The 22102-nt window shown below is 47.3% G+C and carries 19 protein-coding genes; 18 read left to right on the forward strand and 1 reads right to left on the reverse strand.

The genetic code is table 11. The features are described 5' to 3' along the window. Positions 1–706 precede the first annotated feature (706 nt). From BN1135_RS02550 to BN1135_RS02635, 18 genes are all read left to right on the forward strand, one after another. Positions 707–1723, forward strand: coding sequence for an exopolysaccharide biosynthesis polyprenyl glycosylphosphotransferase (locus BN1135_RS02550; protein ID WP_052443808.1), 1017 nt, complete (start codon positions 707–709; stop codon positions 1721–1723). Between the two features lie 73 nt (positions 1724–1796). Continuing rightward, entirely contained in the window at positions 1797–2282 is a 486-nt protein-coding gene (locus BN1135_RS21300; RefSeq protein ID WP_082186730.1) for an FAD synthase family protein, read from the forward strand. Beyond that, complete coding sequence (locus BN1135_RS02560; protein WP_042018630.1) at positions 2279–2905, forward strand: SDR family NAD(P)-dependent oxidoreductase; 627 nt, start codon at positions 2279–2281, stop codon at positions 2903–2905. The genes BN1135_RS21300 and BN1135_RS02560 overlap by 4 nt, the downstream gene beginning before the upstream one ends. A 98-nt stretch (positions 2906–3003) precedes the next feature. Continuing rightward, on the forward strand, positions 3004–4239 hold the full coding sequence (locus tag BN1135_RS02565; RefSeq protein WP_042018631.1) for an oligosaccharide flippase family protein: 1236 nt from the start codon (positions 3004–3006) through the stop codon (positions 4237–4239). Between the two features lies 1 nt (position 4240). Next, on the forward strand, positions 4241–5416 hold the full coding sequence (locus BN1135_RS02570) for a CDP-glycerol glycerophosphotransferase family protein (protein ID WP_042018632.1): 1176 nt from the start codon (positions 4241–4243) through the stop codon (positions 5414–5416). A 34-nt stretch (positions 5417–5450) separates the two neighbouring features. Then, positions 5451–6674, forward strand: coding sequence for a hypothetical protein (locus BN1135_RS02575; protein ID WP_042018633.1), 1224 nt, complete (start codon positions 5451–5453; stop codon positions 6672–6674). 18 nt (positions 6675–6692) lie between these two features. After that, entirely contained in the window at positions 6693–7460 is a 768-nt protein-coding gene (locus tag BN1135_RS02580; RefSeq protein WP_042018634.1) for a glycosyltransferase family 25 protein, read from the forward strand. Then, entirely contained in the window at positions 7460–8377 is a 918-nt protein-coding gene (locus tag BN1135_RS02585; protein ID WP_042018636.1) for a glycosyltransferase, read from the forward strand. The genes BN1135_RS02580 and BN1135_RS02585 overlap by 1 nt, the downstream gene beginning before the upstream one ends. A 6-nt stretch (positions 8378–8383) precedes the next feature. Continuing rightward, the gene (locus BN1135_RS02590; protein ID WP_042018637.1) at positions 8384–9193 is read left to right on the forward strand and encodes a glycosyltransferase; all 810 of its coding nucleotides are present in this window, start codon (positions 8384–8386) and stop codon (positions 9191–9193) included. A 102-nt stretch (positions 9194–9295) separates the two neighbouring features. Then, positions 9296–10411 carry a polysaccharide export protein gene (locus tag BN1135_RS02595; RefSeq protein ID WP_139245033.1) on the forward strand — a complete coding sequence of 372 codons (1116 nt, stop codon included), beginning with the start codon at positions 9296–9298 and terminating at the stop codon, positions 10409–10411. Between the two features lie 233 nt (positions 10412–10644). Continuing rightward, positions 10645–11073 carry an arsenate reductase/protein-tyrosine-phosphatase family protein gene (locus tag BN1135_RS02600; protein ID WP_042018640.1) on the forward strand — a complete coding sequence of 143 codons (429 nt, stop codon included), beginning with the start codon at positions 10645–10647 and terminating at the stop codon, positions 11071–11073. A gap of 62 nt (positions 11074–11135) precedes the next feature. Next, complete coding sequence (locus BN1135_RS02605; protein WP_042018642.1) at positions 11136–13313, forward strand: polysaccharide biosynthesis tyrosine autokinase; 2178 nt, start codon at positions 11136–11138, stop codon at positions 13311–13313. Between the two features lie 280 nt (positions 13314–13593). Next, positions 13594–13857, forward strand: coding sequence for a hypothetical protein (locus BN1135_RS02610; protein ID WP_042018643.1), 264 nt, complete (start codon positions 13594–13596; stop codon positions 13855–13857). A 57-nt stretch (positions 13858–13914) separates the two neighbouring features. Continuing rightward, positions 13915–14559: a YjbF family lipoprotein gene (locus BN1135_RS02615; protein ID WP_042018644.1), complete on the forward strand. Its 645-nt coding sequence runs from the start codon at positions 13915–13917 to the stop codon at positions 14557–14559. Next, a complete protein-coding gene (locus BN1135_RS02620; protein ID WP_042018646.1) occupies positions 14556–15302 on the forward strand; it encodes a capsule biosynthesis GfcC family protein in 747 nt (248 codons plus the stop codon). Before BN1135_RS02615 ends, BN1135_RS02620 begins: the two co-directional genes overlap by 4 nt. Further along, positions 15302–17413, forward strand: a complete 2112-nt coding sequence (locus BN1135_RS02625; protein WP_042018648.1) for a YjbH domain-containing protein — start codon at positions 15302–15304, stop codon at positions 17411–17413. The genes BN1135_RS02620 and BN1135_RS02625 overlap by 1 nt, the downstream gene beginning before the upstream one ends. Positions 17414–17603: 190 nt before the next feature. Next, complete coding sequence (locus BN1135_RS02630) at positions 17604–19247, forward strand: PglL family O-oligosaccharyltransferase (protein ID WP_082186732.1); 1644 nt, start codon at positions 17604–17606, stop codon at positions 19245–19247. A 556-nt stretch (positions 19248–19803) separates the two neighbouring features. Beyond that, on the forward strand, positions 19804–20214 hold the full coding sequence (locus BN1135_RS02635; protein WP_042018649.1) for an H-NS family histone-like protein: 411 nt from the start codon (positions 19804–19806) through the stop codon (positions 20212–20214). Between the two features lie 523 nt (positions 20215–20737). Here BN1135_RS02635 and BN1135_RS02640 read toward each other — a convergent pair. Then, positions 20738–22102 carry an efflux transporter outer membrane subunit gene (locus BN1135_RS02640; RefSeq protein WP_042018650.1) on the reverse strand — a complete coding sequence of 455 codons (1365 nt, stop codon included), beginning with the start codon at positions 22100–22102 and terminating at the stop codon, positions 20738–20740.

A 22102-nucleotide genomic window follows, 5' to 3' on the forward strand; every position in this document is an offset into this window, starting at 1 on the left:
TTTTATGATCAGTTATTTAGATTGGCTACTCATTTCGACGAACCACAGGTAGAATTCATCTCCGCCATTTCGGAAATATCCTATATTTTTGCGCAAAAGAACGGCGCAATGTGAGCGGAGCTATAACGATTTGCTGGAATAGCGACTTGTTTTGTCGCCCTTCTTGCTGGCTATAAGGTATCGCAAATTACACATCTATTTATTGATGCCTTTCACAATATGAAGAAATTCATGCACACTGGGAGCTGTAACTCAGGGGCGGTAGCCATTGTTTTTTTTATAGATTGGTTTGTTTTTTAGCCCGCAATTGACAGGTTTGTAGTCAGTTCGGCGCTAGCGATAGCGATGATATCGATAAAAGAGGGACCGTCAGTAGTCCCCAGATATATGGTACGGGATAGAGAGTGTGGCAACGTTGGGGTGTGATCATCCAGGTGTGTGCCACTGGTTGGCAATCGATTGAAATTGAAATGTTTTTACTGCCAGACGTCGTCAAATACGACGTGTATGCCCCACTACTCCTGATCAGTCTCTCGCTTTCAAATGAAAATCAATCTCTTTTCTTTGTTCGTTTCTCACTGAGGCCCATTTCGACAGGTCGCTTGAGGGAAATACAAAAATCTACGTTACGTGGCAGTCGAATGCCGATTAGACACACCTCAATGGTTGTTTCTCAGGGCTTCGACATGAAGAGAGCTTAAGGGAAATGCATAATAAAATTGATAGCAGTGCAGCCTTCGGGATTGCTGCGAATGAACAGTTGACGGCCAAGAGCCATTCACTGGATATTGGTAATCTGGTGTATGAGCTTAAGCGGGTTCACATGAAAAGTGATGAGCTTTATGTTTACTGCAGTGACAATGACAAAAAGCTGATTGGACGGGTGCTTGCTGATTATCCGTTCAAATTGAACTTCAATGTGACAGATCTATCGCTCCTGAAAGGCAAAACCCTTGTGCATTACAAGAGTGGTGACCTTCCCGATGAACTGGCCGCAATGCTGGTGCTGGCCACCAAATATGGCGCCTACGTTGAACCGCTGGTCAGTTATCTGGATCGTCGTTTCGGCCGCACTGAAGTGGAGTTGCTGCACAGCGGCTACTTCCTGCACATGAAATCTTTCTCCATCCTCTCCCGTCCATCCAATCGCATCGTCAAGCGTGCGCTGGATCTGGTCTCTGCCATTGCGCTCAGTCTGGTTGCCATTCCCATTGGGCTGCTTGCTGCGCTGGCCATCAAACTGGAATCACCTGGTCCCATCTTTTATCGTCAAGCCCGGGTTGGCCTGTTCAACCAAGAATTCGACGTAATCAAGTTCCGCTCTATGCGAAATGATGCCGAAAAAAATGGTGCTCAATGGGCTAGCAAGAACGACGCCCGAGTCACTCGTGTTGGCCGTTTTATTCGCAAGACCCGTATTGATGAACTGCCGCAACTGATCAACGTCTTTAAAGGTGAAATGTCACTGGTTGGCCCAAGACCCGAGCGGGAAGTGTTTATCAAAGAGCTGGAAACTGTCATTCCGTATTATCGTTTCCGCCATGCGGTCAAGCCCGGTATTACTGGCCTGGCCCAGGTTAAATACCCTTACGGGGCATCTATTGAAGATGGGGTGTGGAAGCATAAATACGATATCTTCTATATCAAGCATCAAAGCCTGCTGTTGGATATCAAGATCCTGCTACTGACTGTCAAGACTGTGCTGTTTGGGATGGGGCGGTAGTTCTTTAAATATTGATACCTTTAATATAAAGCAAAGAAAAATATAATTATCTGGTGTATAAGGGCGGTTGTATATGAGTAAGGTTGTTTACGTTTCTGGCACATTTGACTTATTTCATAATAATCATCTGAAAATGATTAACTATGGGCGTGGATTGGGCGATACATTGATTGTTGGTGTGAGTACAGATGAACTCGTATCAAGCTATAAAAAACCGCCAATCGTCCCCTTCGAAGAACGGATTGCAATCATCTCTGGTTTGCGTGACCCTGATCTGGTTATTCCACAGCGCACACTTAATCATAAAGATACTGTAAAGAAATTGAATGTTGATGTCTTTGTGATCGGGGATGATTGGTATCCAAAATATGATTATTTGAAAGAGCTTGGGGTCAAAGTGTTTTACTTCCCATATGGGGCTGGGGTAAGTTCGACCGATTTGAAAAAGCGAGTGTTTGAGCAATATAAAAAATTACTGGTTGATGTAGATGTACATCCAATCCCTGAGCCTGATACACATGAATTTGATGAAAAAAATCCGGATGTAACAGCATCATGAACGTATTGATTACTGGCGGTAACGGGGATTTGGCCAAACACGTATCATCCAGATTAAGTGAGCTTGCCAACTATCTGGTGGATACCCCTTCGAGAGTTGAACTGGATGTGACGAGTCCGGAATCTGTGGAGAAATATTTCGCTGCGCATCACTTTGATGTCGTGGTGAACTGTGCCGGGTCGTTATATTCAAGTCTTGTTGTGGAATCAGATCCTGCGTTATGGATAAATGATATTCAGACAAACCTGATCGGTTCATATTTGGTCTCTCGTATGGCACTGAAAAGTAATCATCAGTGTCGTATTGTCAATATTGCCTCAACGGCAGCCTTTAATGCCTACAAGGATTGGACATCTTACTGTGCAGCCAAGGCCGGGGTGATAAAATTGACTCAGGGATTGGCTAAGGATGGCTACAATATAGTCGCTATCTGTCCTGGCGCAATTAATACCAAACTCCGTGGTAAGCTTTCAATTGACAATCCGAATGTGATGTCGATTGAGGAAGGGGCAGGGCCAATTATTAACGCTATCACAACAGATGAATATAATTCTGGTGATATAGTATTCTATCGTAAAGGTAGTATTATTATTAATCCAGAGTTTATTTTTGATGGTGTATGAGTTGTCCATATATTAGTGGATATATTAAATACGTGGTGCGGTCAGATAAATACTAACGCATTGCGTATTTTATATATTTTCATTACAGGTTATACCTTGTGTCTCAAAAAAAAATATATAAAAATATTGGATATCTGCTATTAGTGCAGTTTGCAAACTATGTTGCACCTCTGATGGTTTTACCATATCTAACTCGAATTCTGAGTGTTGATGGTTTCGGTTTAGTTGTAATGACGATTTCAATGTGTGGTATCGCCATGATCTTGACCGATTTTGGATTTAATTTGTCAGGAACCTATTGGATATCTAAACACCGGGATGATAAAAAAGAAATATCTAAATACATAGGTGCAGTAACCGTCATTAAGCTTTTACTATGTGTACTATCTTCTCTTTCTGTTCTTATTTATAGCTATTACTCTGACATTGATTTTGGTGTCAGTATATTAATTGCTGTTGTTGCAATAATATTTTCTCAGGGGTTTCAGTTGACTTGGTTTTTCCAAGGGATTGAAAAGATGAAAAATGTTACCACTAGCATGGTTGTTGCAAAATTATTTTACGTAACCGCTATTTTATTAATAGTAAAAGAACAATCAGATACTGCTATCGTGCTTTTATGTTTAGCAGTTAGCAATATTATATCAACAATAATTGGATTCATACTTTTATATAAGGAGGGACTCTCTCTTGAAAAACCAGATTGGGCACAGGTAGTTTCTGCTTTCAAGGATAGCTTCTCATTTTTTCTGTCCAGAGCTGCTGTCGGTTTATATACCAGTGCAAGTACATTTATTGTTGGTAGCATCAGTGGAATACAGCAGGCGGCACTTTATTCTAGTGCTGAGAAGCTTTACCAAGCGGGCCAGGGAGTCACCGCTCCCGTGAGTCAAGCTCTTTACCCTTATCTGGCGCGCTCAGGTGATATCAGGGCTCTCTATAAATTTGTATTGATTTTGTTGGTGCCATTAATGCTGGGCTGCTCGGTATGTTATCTCTTTGCAGAAGATATACTGCGGATATTTTATGGAGAGCAATTTGCTTCAGCATACTCTATTCTAAGAATGTTTCTAATATGCTCAGTCATTAATTTTATTAGTGTCAACTTTGGTTATCCTGCCTTCTCTACTATCGGTCGCTTGGATATTGTAAATCGAAGTGTATATATTGGTGGTGTTGCTCAGCTTTGCAGTCTTGGCTATCTATTCTCGACCAATAATGTCAATGCATATAACGTAGTATTGAGTGTACTATGTGTTGAGGTTGTGGTTATGGTCATTCGTGTTTGCTCATTTTACTACTTTTGTAATGAGTATAATAAGTGTCGTAATTAATATGAAAACTATATTGCAAATCGTTTCAAGATGTCTCCAGTTCATTGTTTATGGATTTTCTTTTTTAATCCTAAGAAACAAAAAGATATGGGTTTTTGGCAGCTTTGGTACTTATAATGATAATAGTCGATATCTATTCGAATATGTAATTCATGAGCATAAAGATATCAGAGCTATATGGATATCATCTGATGAGCAGTCTGTACTATTAGCATCCAGATACGGTGAAGCATATCAGCGGCATTCATTCAAAGGGTTGTATTATGCGCTACGGGCTAAAGTTTATGTCTACGCTGCCTATACCCGAGATATCTGCTGGTATGCGTCAGGTGGAGCATATAAAGTCAACCTGTGGCATGGCATCCCACTAAAAAAGATTGAGTTTGATATTAGGACTCCACCACTGGTTAATGTTTTTCATAACGCAAATCTTGTTGCTCATTTCAAACACCCGCACGCACATATTCGCCACAATCTGGTCTTATCACCTTCTCAGTATGTCTATGAGTATTCGTTTAAGAGCGCCTTTCGTTTAAGAAGTGAGGCAGAAATTGTCATTAGCCAGTATCCACGGGTGACCAAAATTGAGGAGCTTGCCAAAACCGCGTCAGTGAACCCTGATGCACAACGACGTATCACCTTCTTGTATGCACCTACATGGCGTGATTCTGGTGGCGATTTTATTGCTTCATCAGGAATTGATTTCGATGCTTTAGAACGATTGTTGGCTACATTTGACGCACAACTGATCGTCAAGTTGCATCCTGCCACAAAGATTGCGTGTGATTTGTCGCATTATCAACATATTTTAATGGCAAATAATAAATCAGATCCCTGTGAGTTGATGGCGCAAGCAGACTGCTTGATTACCGATTATTCTTCTATGTATTTTGATTATATGGCACTGGATCGACCTATTATTTTCTTTGCTTTTGATAAAGATGAATATTTAAAGGAAAGGGAGTTTTATTTTGACTATGATAAATATACCCCCGGGGCGAAAGCATATAATTCCCTTCAATTAATTACTGCAATAGAAGATGTCTGTCAAGGTAAAGATTTAGAGCTAAATATGCGAAGAAGCATAAACGGAATATTTAGCTCGTTTTCTGCCAGTAGTAACCTCAATATTTACAATAGAATATGTTTAGGCATCAACGTTAATGATTTTCATTGAATCATAAGGGGTATGTAACTCGTGGGGAATATCTATGAGAATAAAGCTTGAAATTATTTTAGCATATCTATTGACCATGTCGTTGTGCCTACAAATTGGTTATTTGTTTAATGGGGCAAGTAGATTTATTCCTTTGCGGGTAATTATAGTCCTTTCACTTTTTTTATTAATAAAGAGCTTGGCATCCACGATTAAAGTAAATTTAAGGTACGTCAAATGGTTGGTCGTGCTATCAACAATCCAAATTATCTACTTACTTTTCTGGGTTGAGTTTTTTACGGATGAGTTACTGTCTAGAACGATAGGGAACTTTATTTATATAGTATGTTTCTATATGTTGTTTGACTCCATTTGTAATAAGCTTTCTCGACAGCAATTACTGAATGTATGTAAGTTAGGTTGTTACTTTTTCCTTTTTTTGCTGGTTATTGAAACAATCCTTAGATTTACTTACCCTGCGCTTAATGTATCCCAGCTAGATTCTAATGCTGCGCAAAAAGTTGAAAGTGATGCAGCATCAATATACGAAGGCTCACTTTCAATCTTTGATTATTTTTATTCTTTTAAATATTCAAGTGTTATGTTTTTTGATTCCAACTATGTTGGGTTGATGGGATTGTTGATAGTTTTTTGTATTAAATTTATAAAAAATAACCAGCAGTCAAATCGACAATTAAATATTGCTGAAATAGTTGCAATTTGTGTAGTGATATTTTCATTCAGCCGTGCAGCAATGATCGCGGCTGTTCTATTCTATGGTACTTACTACTTCGTTAAAATAAGAAGTTTATCGATAAAAGTTTCTCTCTTTATAACATTGATAACTAGCGTGCTATTAGTTATATTTATTTCTGATTTTCATGGTTTGAATGATGGTAGCCTTGAAACCAAACTTCAGATAATGGAGTCACTCTATAGTAAATTTGACAGTGTTACTTTTACACAATTCATATTCGGTGCTGGGCCGGTTGTTGGGGGTTATGTTTTTTCATATAAAGATGGTGGCTATGCACATGCGTTAATTCCCCTTGTTGTCGGTGAAATGGGAGTTATCGGTATGGTAATGGTATTAGTTCTGTATATTTATATGATAATAAAGTTTGGGGTGTGGGGGTGGCTGTTTACAATAATAACATTCATTCCTGGCCTGTCTTTAATTGACCCTTATCAAGTGATGTACTATTGGACTGTTGTTTTACTGCATCATATTAGAATAACAGACACAGATATTGATGGGTCTAATTTTAATTACAGATAGCAGGAATAAAGGCATTGTATGAATAATATATCTGTTTATGTTGTCTCTCTGGAAAACTCGACTAGACGAAAGTCTATAATTGAACAATTCAATGAATTAGAAATTCATTTTGAATTCATTGATGCCGTTAATGGGCGATTTTTACCAAAAGATGTCGTGGATTCTATCAATAATAAAGATGTGCAATCCAGATATAGGCGTCAAATCGGTTTGGGAGAAATCGGCTGCACATTGAGTCATCAAAAGATATATCAGGCGATAGCTGAAAGCTCAGTAGATTATGCAGTTATTTTTGAAGATGATATTCAACTATCTAAAAATATCTCTGCAGTCATCGAGTACTTTAAGTCTAGAGCTGTATCTTTAGGTGATAAGAATTTATATATCTTGGGTGGGCAAGAAGGGTTGAGCAGCCAGGATATGTTGGTTCGTTCTGTGAAGGACCAAATCAATGTGTCGAATGACGTCTCGTTTGTGAAGCTGAATGATAGTGCCAGATATATATATCGAACATGCAGCTATGTAGTTTCAAATGACTTGGCAAAAGAGTTGAAGCGTACTTATGATCGCACCTTTTATATAGCGGATGATTGGAACTATTTGAGTGCACTTGGTGTATTTAAAAAATTATATCTTACTAATGTCGCTTATCACCCAGAAGATTTGGCAGGAAGTGTGATTGAACAAGAACGACAAGCCAAACAGTCGTCCTGGAAACGGTCGAAATTAAGAGCATTGCTGCGCACCTGCAAATCAAAATTTAGACAATTGAAAAGGTTCTATTAATGTTTTCTATTGTTATTCCAACGTATAATAGAAAAGATGAGTTGATGGATAGTCTGGCATCCATCACTGAGCTCGATGATTGTGGCTGTGCTTTTGAAGTGATCGTCGTGGATGATTGTTCAACGCAGATTTATGATCTCGACCTAACAACCTTTGGTATTGAAATCTCCTATGTTCGATTAGCGGAGAACGGGGGGCCATCTGTTGCCAGAAACACGGGGGCGATGAGGGCCAAATATGATTGGCTGCTATTTTTGGATGATGATGATCGTTTTCTTGCAAGTAAACTAGTTGACGTAAAAAGAGCCATCACTGAGAATTCAGAATGCGATTTGTTTTACCATCTTGCTTGTATCGACATGCAGAATGAAGGCTTTAGTTACCAAACCAAACAGAATCGGTTTTCTACATTTAAAGAGATACAAGGGATAGTACTGGATAGTAATCCCATTGGTGGCGCTCCCAACATCATTATCAGCAGAACATTATTTCTCATCGCTGGTATGTTCGACAGCCGGATGAAAGCGATAGAAGACTACGAGTTTATTATTAGACTGGCACGAAACCATCCAGAAACAAGAATGTTTTATATCGAGAAGCCATTGACTCGTTGTCAATACGTAACAAATAAATCATCTGTTTCAAAGTCAGCCATTAATACACAGTTGGCGTGTGAGTACGTCAAGAATAAATATAGTCTTGCGGGGGACGATGCGCTACGCTTCAGTGTCAATGAACAATTGATGTGTGCATACGCTCAAGTCATGAATAAAAACCGCATGGCTGCATTGAATTATAAAAACGCCTTTTTGTTGACGAAAAAGCTTCAGTACTTGGTCATTGCAGTTCTTTGCTTAATAAATCCGGCATTGTTGTTTTTTGTTAAAAATATTGTGTCAAGTAAACAGGGTAAGTGATATAAAATGAAGTTTTCACTTTTGATGTCTGTGTATCACAAAGATTCTCCTAATGATTTAAAAGAAGCACTGGATAGCCTTGTGAATTCAGTGGTGAGTCCTGATGAAGTCGTGTTGGTAGAGGATGGGCCGTTAGGAGATGAGTTACAATCAGTTATTTCATCATTTTCAAATAAATTGCCTGTTAAAAATGTTAAATTGGTAAGTAATGTAGGTTTGGGGAAAGCCTTGTCAATCGGACTGCTAGAGTGTAGTCATGAGTGGGTCGCCCGATTTGATAGTGATGATATTTGCCACCCTGCGCGATTCAAAACACAAGTTGATTTTATTAAGCTACAAAAAAACATCGATATTATTGGTACAGCCATTGCTGAATTTGAATCTAGTAAAGCTGATATTCACGCGTATCGTAAGCCACCTATAAATCATGATGAGATTGTTGAGTACGCAAAGTCGCGGAATCCGTTCAATCACATGACCGTCATGTACCGTAAATCTAAAATACTGGAAGCGGGTAGTTATCAAGATAACTATTTGTATGAGGATTATGCGTTATGGGTGAGAATGATAAATAATGGTGCTTTCACGGCCAATATACCTGAGGTGCTTGTTTATGCCAGAACAGGTAATGGGATGGAGATTCGGCGTGGTGGTTTCAAATACGCTTGTTCAGAAGTTTCTGCGCAGATGGGTTTTTATAAATCTGGGTTTATAAGTGAATTACAACTTTGTAAAAATCTTCTTGTGCGTGTACCGGTAAGATTATTGCCAGGGGATATCCGCAAGTCGGTATACCGAAATTTCTTGAGAAAATAAGTGATCTCTTGGGCGATTTTTCTCAGTATTTTCTGCAATTTCCGCTATCATACGGCGATTTTTCCGTTCAGTTCTTGATGGCAAGCTTAATAAGGTGTGGTAGTGAAAAGGATTCAGCTCATTCCTCTGTTGTCGGCCGTGGCCCTGCTCAGTGCATGCACTGTGGTGCCCGGTACCAATCTTTCCACCAGTGGCAAAACCGAGGTGGCTACAGGTTCCGTTGATGTTGATCAGCTGGCAGATGTCTATCCGGTTACCCCCGCGCTGATAGGCCAGTTGCGCAAGGCGCCGGTGGTGGGCAAGGCCAACCCCGAGCTCAATAGCCAGATCAGCAGTTATGAGTACCGCATTGGCGTGGGCGACATCCTCAATGTCACTGTGTGGGATCACCCCGAGTTGACCATCCCGGCCGGTTCTTACCGCAGTGCCAGCGAAGCGGGCAACTGGGTGCACGCCGATGGCACCATTTTTTACCCCTATATCGGCAAGGTGGCCGTGGTGGGTCAAAGCGTGGCCGAGATCCGTACCGATATCGCCAAGCGTCTGGCCCAGTATATCGAGAGCCCGCAGGTGGATGTGAGCATTGCGGCGTTCCGCTCCCAGAAGGTTTATATCTCCGGTGAAGTGACCAAGCCGGGTGCCCAGCCCGTCACCAATGTGCCGATGACCCTGCTCGATGCCTTCAATCTGGCTGGCGGGCTGACCCCGACCGCGGATTGGCACCATGTGGTAATGACCCGCCAGGGCAAGGAGTTCCCGCTCTCCATGCAGGATCTGCTGCAGTATGGGGATCTCTCTCACAATCAGCTGATGCGTGACGGCGACATGCTCTATGTGCCGCGCAACGATGCCCAGAAAGTCTTTGTGATGGGTGAGGTCAACAAGGCATCGACCCTGACCATTGGCCGTGAGGGGATGAGCCTGACCGAAGCATTGAGCAGTGCCGAGGGCCTTAACCAGAATGCCGCCAATGCAACTGGCATCTTCGTATTGCGCCCCGCCGCGAAAGCGCAAGAGAAAGCCGCCATTTATCAGCTCGACCTGAGTGATGCCACCGCGCTGGTGATGGGTACCGAGTTTGCGTTGCAACCTTACGACGTGGTCTATGTCACCACGGCGCCGGTGACGCGCTGGAATCGCGTGTTGAGTCAACTGGTGCCCTCCATCAACGGCTTTAACGAGCTGACCGAAGGCATGCTGCGGGTTCGCAACTGGTAAGGCAGTGATTTTACTTAACCTCTCCCGCTTTATTGACGTGTAGCCGCATTCCCTCTGGGAGATGGCATTGAGGGGGCTGATGCCTCCCTTATCTCCGGTTGTTTGTTGCTTTGATATGGTAACGAACGGGGAGGGTAGGGCAGGGGCGATGCTCTCTACCCGCCTCCCTTCGGGAAGATGCATGTAGTGGGGGGGCGGTGGCTGCAGATTTTATTTAGAAGAGCGACAGCGATATGTTTGAAAAAATTCTTGTGGTGTGTGTGGGCAATATTTGCCGCTCCCCAACCGGTGAACGACTGCTTCGCGAACGTTTGCCCGGCCGTCAGGTCAGTTCTGCCGGGGTCAGTGCCCTGGTTGACAAGCCGGCCGACAAGGTCGCGAGCGAGGTGGCACAGCAGCATGGTCTCTCCCTTGAGGGGCATTCGGCGCGCCAACTGACCCGCGAGCTCTGTCAGGATGCCGATCTGATCCTGGTGATGGAGAAAGGGCATATCTCTGCCGTCACGGCCATTGACCCGGGAGCCCGTGGCAAAACCATGTTGTTTGGCCACTGGCAGGGGGAGAGCGAAGTGCCCGATCCCTATCGTCTGAGCCGGGAAGCTTACGAACATGTTTACCAGCTGTTGGTGCGTAGCGCCGATGGGTGGGCGAAAAAACTGTAACGACATCCGCAGCGTCTGGTGGTGTTTGGGTTGTATCTGACAATAAAAATGGATTGTGTTTAATGACGACTTCTTCTGTTTCGTCCCGGCAGAGCAGTGCCGCGGTGGAGAATGACGAGATCGATCTGGGGCGCCTGCTGGGCTACCTGATCGATGGCCGTTGGTGGATTGTGACGATCACCGCTCTGTTTATGGTACTTGGCGTTGCATATGCCCTGTTGGCGACCCCGGTCTTCAAGGCAAACGCCTTGCTGCAGGTGGAGAAAAAAGCCAGTGGTGCTGCGCTGCTCGGGGACATGGCTGATGTATTGGGCGGTGAACAGCCTGATGCCGCCGCCGAGATTGAGCTGCTGACTTCTCGTATGGTGCTTGGTCGTACGGTACAAGAGCTGCATCTCGATACCGTAGTGACGCCCAATTTCTTCCCGCTGGTTGGTCGTGGCCTGTCACGACTGATGGGGCATCCCTATCCCAAGATGGCGGTGAGCCGCTTTGAAGTGGCGCCTGAATTGTTGGGGACACCGCTAACGCTGACTGTTGACGCAGACAAACACTTTACCCTCGAGGTTGAGGGGCGGGTGCTGGAAGGCCAGCTTGGCAAGCTGCTGGAGAAAGATGACGTCACCCTGCTGTTGTCTGATGTGGCTGCCGATGAGGGTCAAGTCTTCACGCTGGTCAAACAACCGGTACTGGATGTGATTGCCGAGTTGCAGCGTGATCTTCAGGTCAGTGAAAAGGGTAAAAATACCGGGATCATCTCGCTGGCGCTGGAAGGGGAAGACAAGGGCCGCATTCGTGCGGTGCTCGACAACATCAGCCAGAACTATCTGCAGCAGAATGTGGTGCGCAAGACTGAAGAGGCCCAGAAGAGCCTGGATTTCCTGCAAGTCCATTTGCCTCAAGTCAAAGATGAACTGAATCGTTCTGAAGAGCTGTTGAATGTTTATCGTCAGCAGAACGAGTCGGTCGATCTGTCGTTGGAAGCGAAAGCAGCACTGGATACCATGGTGGGCCTCGAGAAGCAGCTCAATGAGTTGACCTTCCGGGAAGCAGAGTTGCAGCAACTCTATACCCGCCAGCACCCCGCTTACATCGCCCTGATGGAAAAGCGTCAGACCTTGATGAATACCAAAAATGTGATCAACAAGTCGATCAAGCGTCTGCCAAAAACCCAACAGGAGATTTTGCGTCTGACCCGTGATGTGCAGGTGGGTCAGGAGATCTTCGTCCAGCTGCTCAACAAGCAGCAGGAGCTCAATATCATGAAGGCGGGCACCATCGGCAATGTGCGGATCATCGATGACGCCGCCGTTGAAACCCGTGCCGTCAAGCCGAAAAAACCGCTGATCGTGGTACTGGCGACACTGCTGGGTGGCATGTTGTCGGTGGGGTTGATCCTGGTGCGTGCAGCCTTCCACCGTGGTGTGGAAAGTCCGGAACAGTTGGAAGAGATGGGGCTTTCTGTCTATGCCACCATCCCCTATTCCGCTGAGCAGGCAACCATCGAGCAGCAGCAGAAGAAGAGGCAGCGGCAGGCAATGCCCCTCAACGAGGCGTTGCTGGCTGCGCGTAATCCGGCCGATCTGGCGATGGAGTCACTGCGTAGTCTGCGAACCAGTCTGCACTTCGCCATGATGGAAGCCAAAAACAACATAGTGATGATCTCAGGCCCGGGCCCGGGCCTTGGCAAAACGTTCGTGTCGACCAACTTTGCTGCCACTCTGGCACTAGGCGGCAAGAAGGTGCTGGTTATCGATGCCGACTTGCGCAAAGGCTATATGCAGAAGGTCATGGGGCAGGAGATGGGCGCCGGTCTGAGTGCCTATCTGGCGGGTCAAACAGAGCTGGCACATGTTGTGAGTCAGACTGGGTTTGATGGCCTTGATTTTGTCTGCCGTGGCACCGTGCCACCCAACCCTTCCGAGCTGTTGATGCACCCTCGTTTCAAAGCGCTGCTGGATTGGGCGAGCGAGCACTACGATTTTGTCATCGTTGACTCCCCTCCCATCCTGGCGGTCACCGATGCTGCCATCGTTGGTCAGCATGTGGGCGCATCCTTGCTGGTTGCCCGCTTCGCCAAGACTGCGGTCAAAGAGGTGGAGGTAGCCATTCGCCGCTTCGAGCAAAATGGGGTCGCTATCAAGGGGATCTTGCTCAACGCGGTCGAAAAGAAGGCGAGCAGTTATTACGGTAACTACGGATATTATCAATACAGTTATGGCAGCAAGGAAAAAGCCTGACATTCTGTTTGGATAACCGCAATTGGTGAATGCAGGGTGCGTCTTCATGGCGCACCTTTTTTATCACCACCATAAAATAGTTTTCGAATGCAACCTGTATTTCAGTGCAATAATAGCGACCCGATGGTATGCTATATTTGCAATTATCTATGTTTACAATGAGTTACTTAACTTTTTGTGAACATGGCAATGCGCTGGTAAAGGGATATATGGTAATAGCATTGTTGTCATGCCATATTTTCTTTGAGCCACAAGTAGACAATAAACAAGGAAAGATGAAATGAAAAAAACCGCCCTGATTCTGGCTGCTGCCATGGCATTCTCTCATGGTGTGATGGCTGCTGAAGAAGCTGCTGCTGCTACCGCATCCACCGGTTCTGCCGGTGCCGCAGGTGCTGGTGCTGCCAGTGCTGCTGCCATCGGGACTGGCACCATTGTTGCCGTTGGTGTAGGTGCTGCGGTTGTTGCTGGTGTTGCCATTGCAAATGCCAACTCCAGCGATGATGCCGGCCGTGGTACCGGAACCACAACCAGTACTCGTTAATATGATATAGGGCTGCTTTGGCAGCCTTATTTTTTTATTTGTCACTGTGGTCACTCTATGTCTTTATCGCGCAATCTTGTTTTTCTTGGTTTGTTATCTCTCACTGGTTGTTCAAATACTGCTTCTGTGACGAGCGAAACTATCAAATATGCCGTGTTGGGGGCCGATGATGTGACCGTCAGTGCCGAGCATGTCAATAAACTGCCTTATGCAAGCGCTTATCTGAAAATCGGTGATAACCCGCGGATCTTCGTGGTATTGGCTTATGTCAATGGAGATGAACTCTCTTGGCTGACAGCCGATCGGGTCATGATTATTACCCGCCACGGTCGTGTCATTAAAACTGTCGGTATGGAAAATGATCTGGTCATGAGCGAGAGTGGTTCTGCCGACCCACTGTCGATGGCTGCTACCTCATCTGCCAACTGGAGTGCCTTGTCAGAGTGGGAACAGCGCTATCTCAGCGGCTACCGTCTTGAAGGGAAGATGGTTAGTGCCGGGCAGGATGAGCTGGATCTGGTAACGCGACGAGTTTCAGCTACGCGCTTTGAAGAGACTGTTTCAATGTTCCCGGGGGGGAAATCCTGGACCAACATTTTCTGGCGAGATCCGGTTAGTGGTCAGGTAGTGAAAACCCAGCAACATCTCGGCCCTGATCTGCCGGTCATTGAACTCACCATTTTGAAGCCATTCTCGTCATGAAAAAACTGACCCTATCTCTTTTATTGCTTTCCGGTACTTGCCTCGCTGATACCAGCGTCAGCATTTACTATCAGGGGCGTCTTCAAGATCCCATCACCTTGAGTGAGGGGGCGCGCCTTGACGCCTTGCTGAGAAACACGCTGCTGCCATCACCCATCTATTGGCGATCAGCCCAAATTACGACGCTGGCCCGTCAACATGAGTTTGAGCTCAAGCAAGCGGTGGTGATCCGTGAGTTGGGACGCCTCGAGAGTGCATGGCGCAGCGAAGGCGAGGCTCAACTTGCCTCTTCTGCGGCTCGTCTTGCGCGTCAACTTGAAGGTATGACTGTCACCGGTCGCTTGCCTGTGATGGTTGATCCTGACAACGCCCAGCGTTCCCCGCAGGAGAACCCCCGCCTGGAAGGCAACTACCGACTATTTATTGCTGCCCGTCACTCTCAGGTTGCCATGTTTGGCTTGATAGAAGCGCTCCCTACGTTGCCTCTGATACCCGGCGCTGGTGTCGATGAGTATTGGAAGCGTGATGCGCTGCTGGAGGGGGCTGACTCGGCTCATCTTATGTTGATCCAGCCAACTGGTGATATCGAGATGGTCCCCGTCGCCGTCTGGAACAAGCTTCATCGTGAACCCATGGCGGGTGCTGCACTGCTGGTCGGGTTTGATCCTGATCTGTTGCCCTCTTCATTTACCGGAATAAATCAGCGGATCGCCGAGATAATTGCAAACAGGGTGCCTTATTAATGATTCCAAAACTTTCATATATTGCCCTGGCAGTCTCGACTGTTTGTGTTGCTGCTCCTGGGGCTAATGATCCCTATGGCCCGTCACAAAGTGATTTCGGTGGCGCCGGTCTGCTGCAGATGCCCAGTGCCAGAATGGCCGCAGAAGGCGAGTTCAGTTTCAACTACATGGATAACGAAGAGTATCGACGCTGGTCGATCTCCATGCAGCCATTTGAGTGGTTTGAGGCCACGCTGCGTTATACCGATGTCAGAACCCGCTTGTATAGCCCTTATGAGCAGTTCAGTGGGGATCAAACTTATAAAGACAAGTCGATGGATTTTAAATTCCGACTTTGGCAAGAGTCTGATTACTTACCCCAAGTTTCATTGGGTTTCAGAGACTTGATGGGGACTGGCCTGTTCGATAGCGAGTACGTTGTTGCCAGCAAACGTTATGGCCCGTTTGATTTCACCCTGGGGATGGGCTGGGGGAACATGGCCGAGAGCGGCAATATCAAGAACCCCTTCTGTGAATACAAAGAGAGCTGGTGTCAGCGTAATGATGGCTATGCGGGCAATGGCGGCAAATTTGAGGTCGATAGTCTGTTCCATGGCCCCGCCGCCTTGTTTGGTGGTATCGAATATCAGACGCCATGGCGTCCTTTGCGTCTGAAACTGGAATATGACGGTAATGATTACAGCCGCGAGTATGCGGCCCGTAACAGCAAAGGTGGCTATGGAGCCTTGCCACATAGTTCACCTGTCAATATCGGTGCCGTGTATCGTATTTTCGATAATATGGATACCCATCTCAGTTATCAGCGTGGCAATACCCTGATGTGGGGTATTACTATGCGCACCAACTTTAATGAGTTGCAGCAGGCCCATCTGGATGAGCCCCGGCCCGAGTATCAACCGGAAAAGAGTCCTGCCCAACTGGATTATATCGATTGGGCTGCACTCAGTGCGCAGACGAAAAGCAATGCCGGATATCGTGGTCTGGTCTGGTATGGCACGGACGATCGTGTTTTTGTCAGCGGTGAGCAGCTGAAGTATCGCAAGCCAGATGAAGCCGAAGATCGAATGTCATTATTGGCCGCGAATGCGTTGCCAGCTTCGGTTCACTCTCTGCATATCGTTGAGCAGAAGAAAGGGCTCGATATCCGCGAGACCGTAGTGGACATGGACTCTGTACGGTTGGCAAACAGTGACCTCCCATTGGGACAAGAGACCACTTATAAGTCGGATATCATCGCAGCCAATGCACCATCGGCACCTGTTCGCCATGAAAGTCGTAGCTCAGCGCTGAGTTACAGTGTGGATCCGGTGTTGACCCAGTCCGTTGGCGGCCCGGAGTCTTTCTACATGTATCAGCTTGGTCTCAACTTCAATGGTGATTGGCGGGTGACCGAGAAGAACTGGCTGGGGGGCACGGTGTTTGTGAACCTGGCCAATAACTACGACAAGTTCAATTACAAGAATCCACCGCTGGACGGGGATGCCCTGCCCAGGGTGAGAACCTGGATACGGGAATATGTCAGTTCCTCTGATGTATTGCTTAACAACCTGCAAGCGACCCATTTCGAGCAGTTCTCACCTGAGTGGTATGGTCAGGCTTATGCCGGTTATTTGGAGATGATGTACGCCGGTGGTGGTGCTGAACTGCTGTATCGTCCTTTTGGTCGTTCATGGGCGATTGCGGCTGATGTGAACTGGGTCAAGCAACGGGATTGGAACAATACCTTGCGGATGGCCGATTACGATGTGGCGACTGGTCATGTCACCGGTTATTGGCAACTGCCCTATGTTGACGATGTGACTGCCCAGCTCTCTATTGGTCGTTATCTGGCTGGGGATGTCGGGGCGACACTGGATCTGTCCAAACGATTCTCATCCGGCGTCGTGGCGGGGGTATTTGCAACGCTTACCGATGTGTCTGCTGATGAGTATGGAGAGGGTAGTTTCACCAAAGGTATCTATGTGACTATTCCCTTCGACTTGATGTTGCTGCGCCCGACAACCAGCAAAGGCTCTATTGGCTGGATGCCATTGACCAGAGATGGGGGTCAGATGCTGGCCAGAAAATACAGTCTTTACAGTTTGAGTAGCAACGCATCATTCCCTGACTAATTAATGCTATAGCTTGAGTAAAGCGCTCTGAATATGGTTGTATGAAACACCATTTTTTCAGAGCGTTTTTTTTATGCCTACATTTCCGTCCACCGGGTCATCAGTGCCATCAGCCAATCGGGAAAAGCGTGTGTTTTCTCTCTTTTGGGGGATAAGCATACTTTGGCTGGGGCTTGGAATGCATTTTTTCATGCATAACCCGGGTGGGGCAGGTCTCTATCTTCCTTTCAACGCATGGGGGTGGATATTTGCTTCTTTGATGATCTGTATGGGGTTGTGGCATATCACGTCGAAAGGGGAATTGGTATCCAGCACACTCTTGCAAGTTTGGGGGGGTGCTATTGTATTGATGTTGCTACCCATGGCGTGGTCTGATGTCACCTTGCGTGATTACGCCCTTCCTCGCCTCGGTGGTCTTGTCGTCGGTGGATTGTTCCTCTTCTCGTTGTATCAGTTCCGTCTTGCACAGAAGGCTCGTCAACAGCTGCTGATGCTTATGCTGGTCGCGGTAGCCATCGAGATGACTTTGGGCTTGGTGCAGTATTACCTATTAACACCGGGCAATTGGCTTGGCTATGACACCAAAGCAAATCGTCCTTATGGCATTTTTCAACAACCCAATGTGATGGCCAGCTTTATGGCAACCGGTTTGGCACTGGCTGCTTGGCTAAATACCCTTAATCAACATCGATGGTTGAAAGTACTACAGGGTTACGTGATCGTTGGCTCTGTGGCGCTGCTGATTGTTCTGCAATCCAGAGTTGGACAACTGGGTGGAATATTGGCTGTGCTGATGATGCTTTCCTGGTTGAAGAGAAACCACGCCTTGAAGGTTACTCTCTCATGCATCTTATTGGGCGTATTGATCGGACTTGCATCACTGCATGGTGTGGAAGGGGTCAAGCGGGGCCTTTCTGTTTATCAGTCGGGTGGATATCGTACTATCTATTGGTCGTATGCATGGCACCTGCTGGCACAGCATCCTTTTACCGGATGGGGCTATGGTTCTTTCGAATCAGTGTTCCTGCATAACTATATGTCAGACAAGTTATTGAATCCGGCAATGCCACAGATTGAGTACAACCTTGATCATCCTCACAATGAGCTGATTTACTGGGCTGTTGAAGGCGGCATCTTGCCTGTCATTGGACTCCTGATGATGGGCGCGGCTGTTATATGGCGTGTAATGGGTCAATCCTGGTCGCGTGGATTGGCCTTATTAGCATTGGTCGCACCGATTACACTTCATACCCAGGTCGAGTACCCCTTCTATCACTCCATTGCTCACTGGATATTTTTACTGATGTTGGTCTGGTATATCGATGAAACTTGTGGGGCATTCGCTACCAAAGGGATAGTCGTATACCGCTATCCCCATAAGTTGTTGTTACGCTTTCTAGCCGTATCGATCCCCTTGTTTATCATGCCATTCATGTTGACTGCGCTTCATACAGCCTGGATTGTCACCAAGTACGAACGAGGGGGGTATAAGGAGCCATCATTGTTGCTGGATATTATCAATCCAATGGCTTGGTTGACGCGGGTAGAGTTTGATGTAAACGCGGTGCGCCTGATGGTGGGTTTGCAGACTCAGAATAAGACCGAGCTGGAGGCTTACCTGGCATGGGGGCAAGATTTTGTACGCCATACGCCCAGAGCAAATATTTACGCGAACATGGTTGTTGCATTGAATGCGTTGGGGCGTCCTGACGATGCCCATAATTTAAGAGCCGAAGCGCTCCGTTGGTATCCAAAAGAACCATTACTGATTGAGGCAACGTCTAAACCAATGGTCAGTGGGGTGGATAGTTTACCTACTGGATCTGCCAACTAAAGCTTGGAGAAATGGGATATGAGGCAATCAAGGCGGGTTGCTTCTATCCCGTTAAATCCGTGGGAATGAGCCTGTTGCGCAAGGAAGAGGGACAACCCCCCCCCCTTTAATGGAGAACCTTTTCATGTTTCTTTGTTTGATGTTAAGTCGTTGTTTTTGAAGTTTTTATTTGCTTTTAGGTTCTGTGGCCGGTGGATGAATATAGAGCATTCGCTTAACGCGATCATGACACGGGAAGGCATAGCTCTGTTTTTGATGTTGGTCATTGCTCAGGCATAGTTTGAAGAATCAATAGTATTTTCTGACAAATTTTTATAACAATTAGTCTGAACCTCCAATTAATCGTTTCAGATGCGTATGTTAAGTCTGGCTGTGATATCAAAAAGGATGTCTCGGCGGAATGCATTTAACGGATGAGCGTGTTAGCTTGCTGGCAAGTTTATTTTCATATCTTCTTTCCAAATTTGCTCAGATGGTAAAAATTGCATGTAGTTATGAATTGTCCATGCTATTCTGAAACGGTTATCCCTGTAACCGACTTTTTTGTGAGGAAATAATGAACGAGTTTCTGAAAGTTCTGCTGAACATTCGCAGTCTGCGCGCCGCTATTCGTGAGCTGCCGTTTGAGCAACTGCTGGAAGCTAAAGAGAAGTTTGACCTGGTTTATCAAGAGCGCGCTGCTTCTGTTGAACAGGACCGAGCTGAACAGGAAGAGCGTCAGCGCAAGCTGAATGAATTTACCGAAATGCTGCAGCAGGCGGGTATTGATCCTCGCGAGCTGCTGGCTAGCGCTGCTGCCCCCGCGGCTTCTGCCGGTGCTGCCAAGAGCAAGCGTGCTCCGCGTCCGGCCAAATATCAGTATGAAGAAGACGGTCAAATGAAAACTTGGACCGGTCAAGGCCGTATGCCGAAAGCCATTGCTGCTCAAGTAGCGCTGGGTAAAGACCTGAACGATTTCCTGATCTAATTCGTCAGGTTTAGAAATCGAATAATGCCGCCCAAGGGCGGCATTATTTTTTGCCGTTTTGCTCGCGTTATCCAATCCCCTCCGCTGTTATCTACATCCTCGCTTGTATCCTTTTTGCTGTTGCTTAGCCTCACTGTTGCTTTACTCAATATCACTCACTATTTGCGATTAATTCTGCCGTTCGGAGCACCGGTGCGATAACGCTATTTGTACACGCAGTGCAGATACGATGTCCGGATATGTTTCTCGCGCTTCACTGGCGTCGTCCAGCAAGACAAGCCCTCTGCTGATGAAATATCCGGTAACCGTTATCTCTGCAGGGCGCTTTCCGCATCAAGACTGCGGCAAGAGATCGCCGGGATATTCAGGGTGGCCGATGCATGTAATTGGCTGCGCTGCCATGACTGCCTCTTGATGATGGGCAATGGAGTTCGGCTGCAGTGTGGGAGAGGGAATGCTGTATGGTCTATGGCGATGGCATTCCCCACTCTGCTGGCAGAGTGGGGAATGGCCGGGTGGGCTGTTATCGGGGTGTCACGCTATCGCTGCCACCCAGGGCGCGATAGATTTTGGCGGTGGTGGTGAGCTGCTCTTTTTGCTGGGCCAGCAGGCTCTGCTGGGCATCCCACAGCCGGTTCTGCTCATCGAGCCAGGCTTGTACGCCGGTTGCACCCGCTTGGAAGCGGGCCTTGGCCAGCCGTTCTGCCTCCTGGGCATAACTTAGCTGCTCTTTCAGATAATCGAGTCGCTGCTGGCCATAGTGGCGGGTGGCCAGATTGTCCTCCACTTCCACCAGTGCGGTGTAGAGCTGTTTGCGAAACTCGGTTTCAGCGATCTGGTAATCCAGCTCGGAGCTTTCGATGGCGAGCTGGGTGCGATTGTATTCGAGGAAGGGGAGGGCAACGCTGGCTCCTAGCGTACCAACCGGATTTTGCAGCACTTGCGCCAATCTATCGGATGCGGTGCTGGCACTGCCGGTCAGGGTCAGGCTGGGGTAGAAGCTGGTGCGGATCTCGTCCCCTTTTGCCAGCGTCTTGCGCAGCCGCAATTCGGCCGCTTTGACGTCGGGGCGACGGGCCAGCACATCGGCCGGGATACCCATTGCAAGTTCAGGAATGGTCTGCTTTGCAAGGGATGCGGGTGCATACTCCAGTGGCCCGCTGCTGCGGCCCAGCAACAGACGCAGGGCGTTGCGAGCCTGCTCCTGCTGCGCCTTGAGGGAGGCCAGCTCAGCCTGTTTACCTGCCAACTGTTGGCGTGCCTGCGCCAGATCGAGCCGGGTGATGGCGCCTGCCTGGTATTTGGTCTGTGTTAGCTGTTCAGTTCGGGCCAGATTGGCCAACTGCTGTTCTCCGAGCGCGATGGCGGAGCCGAGATAGCCGAGCTGCCAATACTGCTCCAGGGTATTGCCGATCAGTAGCAGCCGGGTGCTGGCCAGATCCTGCTCGCTTGCCGCCGCTTCCCAGCTTGCCTGATCCCGCACCGAGGCGAGCTTGCCCCACAAATCCACTTCGTAACTGAGGCTCAGCGAGGGGCCCAGACTGTTGGTGCCTTTGCCGGTTTTCAGATCCTTGTTACCACTGGCGCCGATAGAGCCATTGACCGAAGGGGTGAGGTTGGTATCGGCCTGCTCGGCGCCCAGTCGGGCGCTTTTGAGCTTGAGGGCCGCCACACGCATGTCCGGGTTGGCGGCCAGTACCGATTCGACCAGTTTGTCGAGCCGGGGATCATGAAATTCCCGCCACCAGGGGCCCGCCTGCTCAGCCAGTCGGGCGCCGTCTGCCTGTTGCCATGTGGGGGCGAGCGCCAGCTCGGGTCTTTGATAGGTGCTGTGCTGACTACAGCCGCTGAGGGCCATGCAGAGAGCCAGCCAGGAGAGTTTGTGCAT

The organism is Aeromonas sobria, assembly GCF_000820145.1.
GTDB lineage: Bacteria > Pseudomonadota > Gammaproteobacteria > Enterobacterales > Aeromonadaceae > Aeromonas > Aeromonas sobria.

Coding starts and splice junctions, on each gene's coding strand:
- BN1135_RS02625 (WP_042018648.1), top strand. CDS start 15,302: ATGATTCCAAAACTTTCATATATTGCCCTGGCAGTCTCGACTGTTTGT.
- BN1135_RS02575 (WP_042018633.1), top strand. CDS start 5,451: ATGAGAATAAAGCTTGAAATTATTTTAGCATATCTATTGACCATGTCG.
- BN1135_RS02635 (WP_042018649.1), top strand. CDS start 19,804: ATGAACGAGTTTCTGAAAGTTCTGCTGAACATTCGCAGTCTGCGCGCC.
- BN1135_RS02570 (WP_042018632.1), top strand. CDS start 4,241: ATGAAAACTATATTGCAAATCGTTTCAAGATGTCTCCAGTTCATTGTT.
- BN1135_RS02560 (WP_042018630.1), top strand. CDS start 2,279: ATGAACGTATTGATTACTGGCGGTAACGGGGATTTGGCCAAACACGTA.
- BN1135_RS02640 (WP_042018650.1), bottom strand. CDS start 22,102: ATGCACAAACTCTCCTGGCTGGCTCTCTGCATGGCCCTCAGCGGCTGT.
- BN1135_RS02630 (WP_082186732.1), top strand. CDS start 17,604: ATGCATAACCCGGGTGGGGCAGGTCTCTATCTTCCTTTCAACGCATGG.
- BN1135_RS02605 (WP_042018642.1), top strand. CDS start 11,136: ATGACGACTTCTTCTGTTTCGTCCCGGCAGAGCAGTGCCGCGGTGGAG.
- BN1135_RS21300 (WP_082186730.1), top strand. CDS start 1,797: ATGAGTAAGGTTGTTTACGTTTCTGGCACATTTGACTTATTTCATAAT.
- BN1135_RS02585 (WP_042018636.1), top strand. CDS start 7,460: ATGTTTTCTATTGTTATTCCAACGTATAATAGAAAAGATGAGTTGATG.
- BN1135_RS02610 (WP_042018643.1), top strand. CDS start 13,594: ATGAAAAAAACCGCCCTGATTCTGGCTGCTGCCATGGCATTCTCTCAT.
- BN1135_RS02580 (WP_042018634.1), top strand. CDS start 6,693: ATGAATAATATATCTGTTTATGTTGTCTCTCTGGAAAACTCGACTAGA.
- BN1135_RS02620 (WP_042018646.1), top strand. CDS start 14,556: ATGAAAAAACTGACCCTATCTCTTTTATTGCTTTCCGGTACTTGCCTC.
- BN1135_RS02615 (WP_042018644.1), top strand. CDS start 13,915: ATGTCTTTATCGCGCAATCTTGTTTTTCTTGGTTTGTTATCTCTCACT.
- BN1135_RS02550 (WP_052443808.1), top strand. CDS start 707: ATGCATAATAAAATTGATAGCAGTGCAGCCTTCGGGATTGCTGCGAAT.
- BN1135_RS02600 (WP_042018640.1), top strand. CDS start 10,645: ATGTTTGAAAAAATTCTTGTGGTGTGTGTGGGCAATATTTGCCGCTCC.
- BN1135_RS02590 (WP_042018637.1), top strand. CDS start 8,384: ATGAAGTTTTCACTTTTGATGTCTGTGTATCACAAAGATTCTCCTAAT.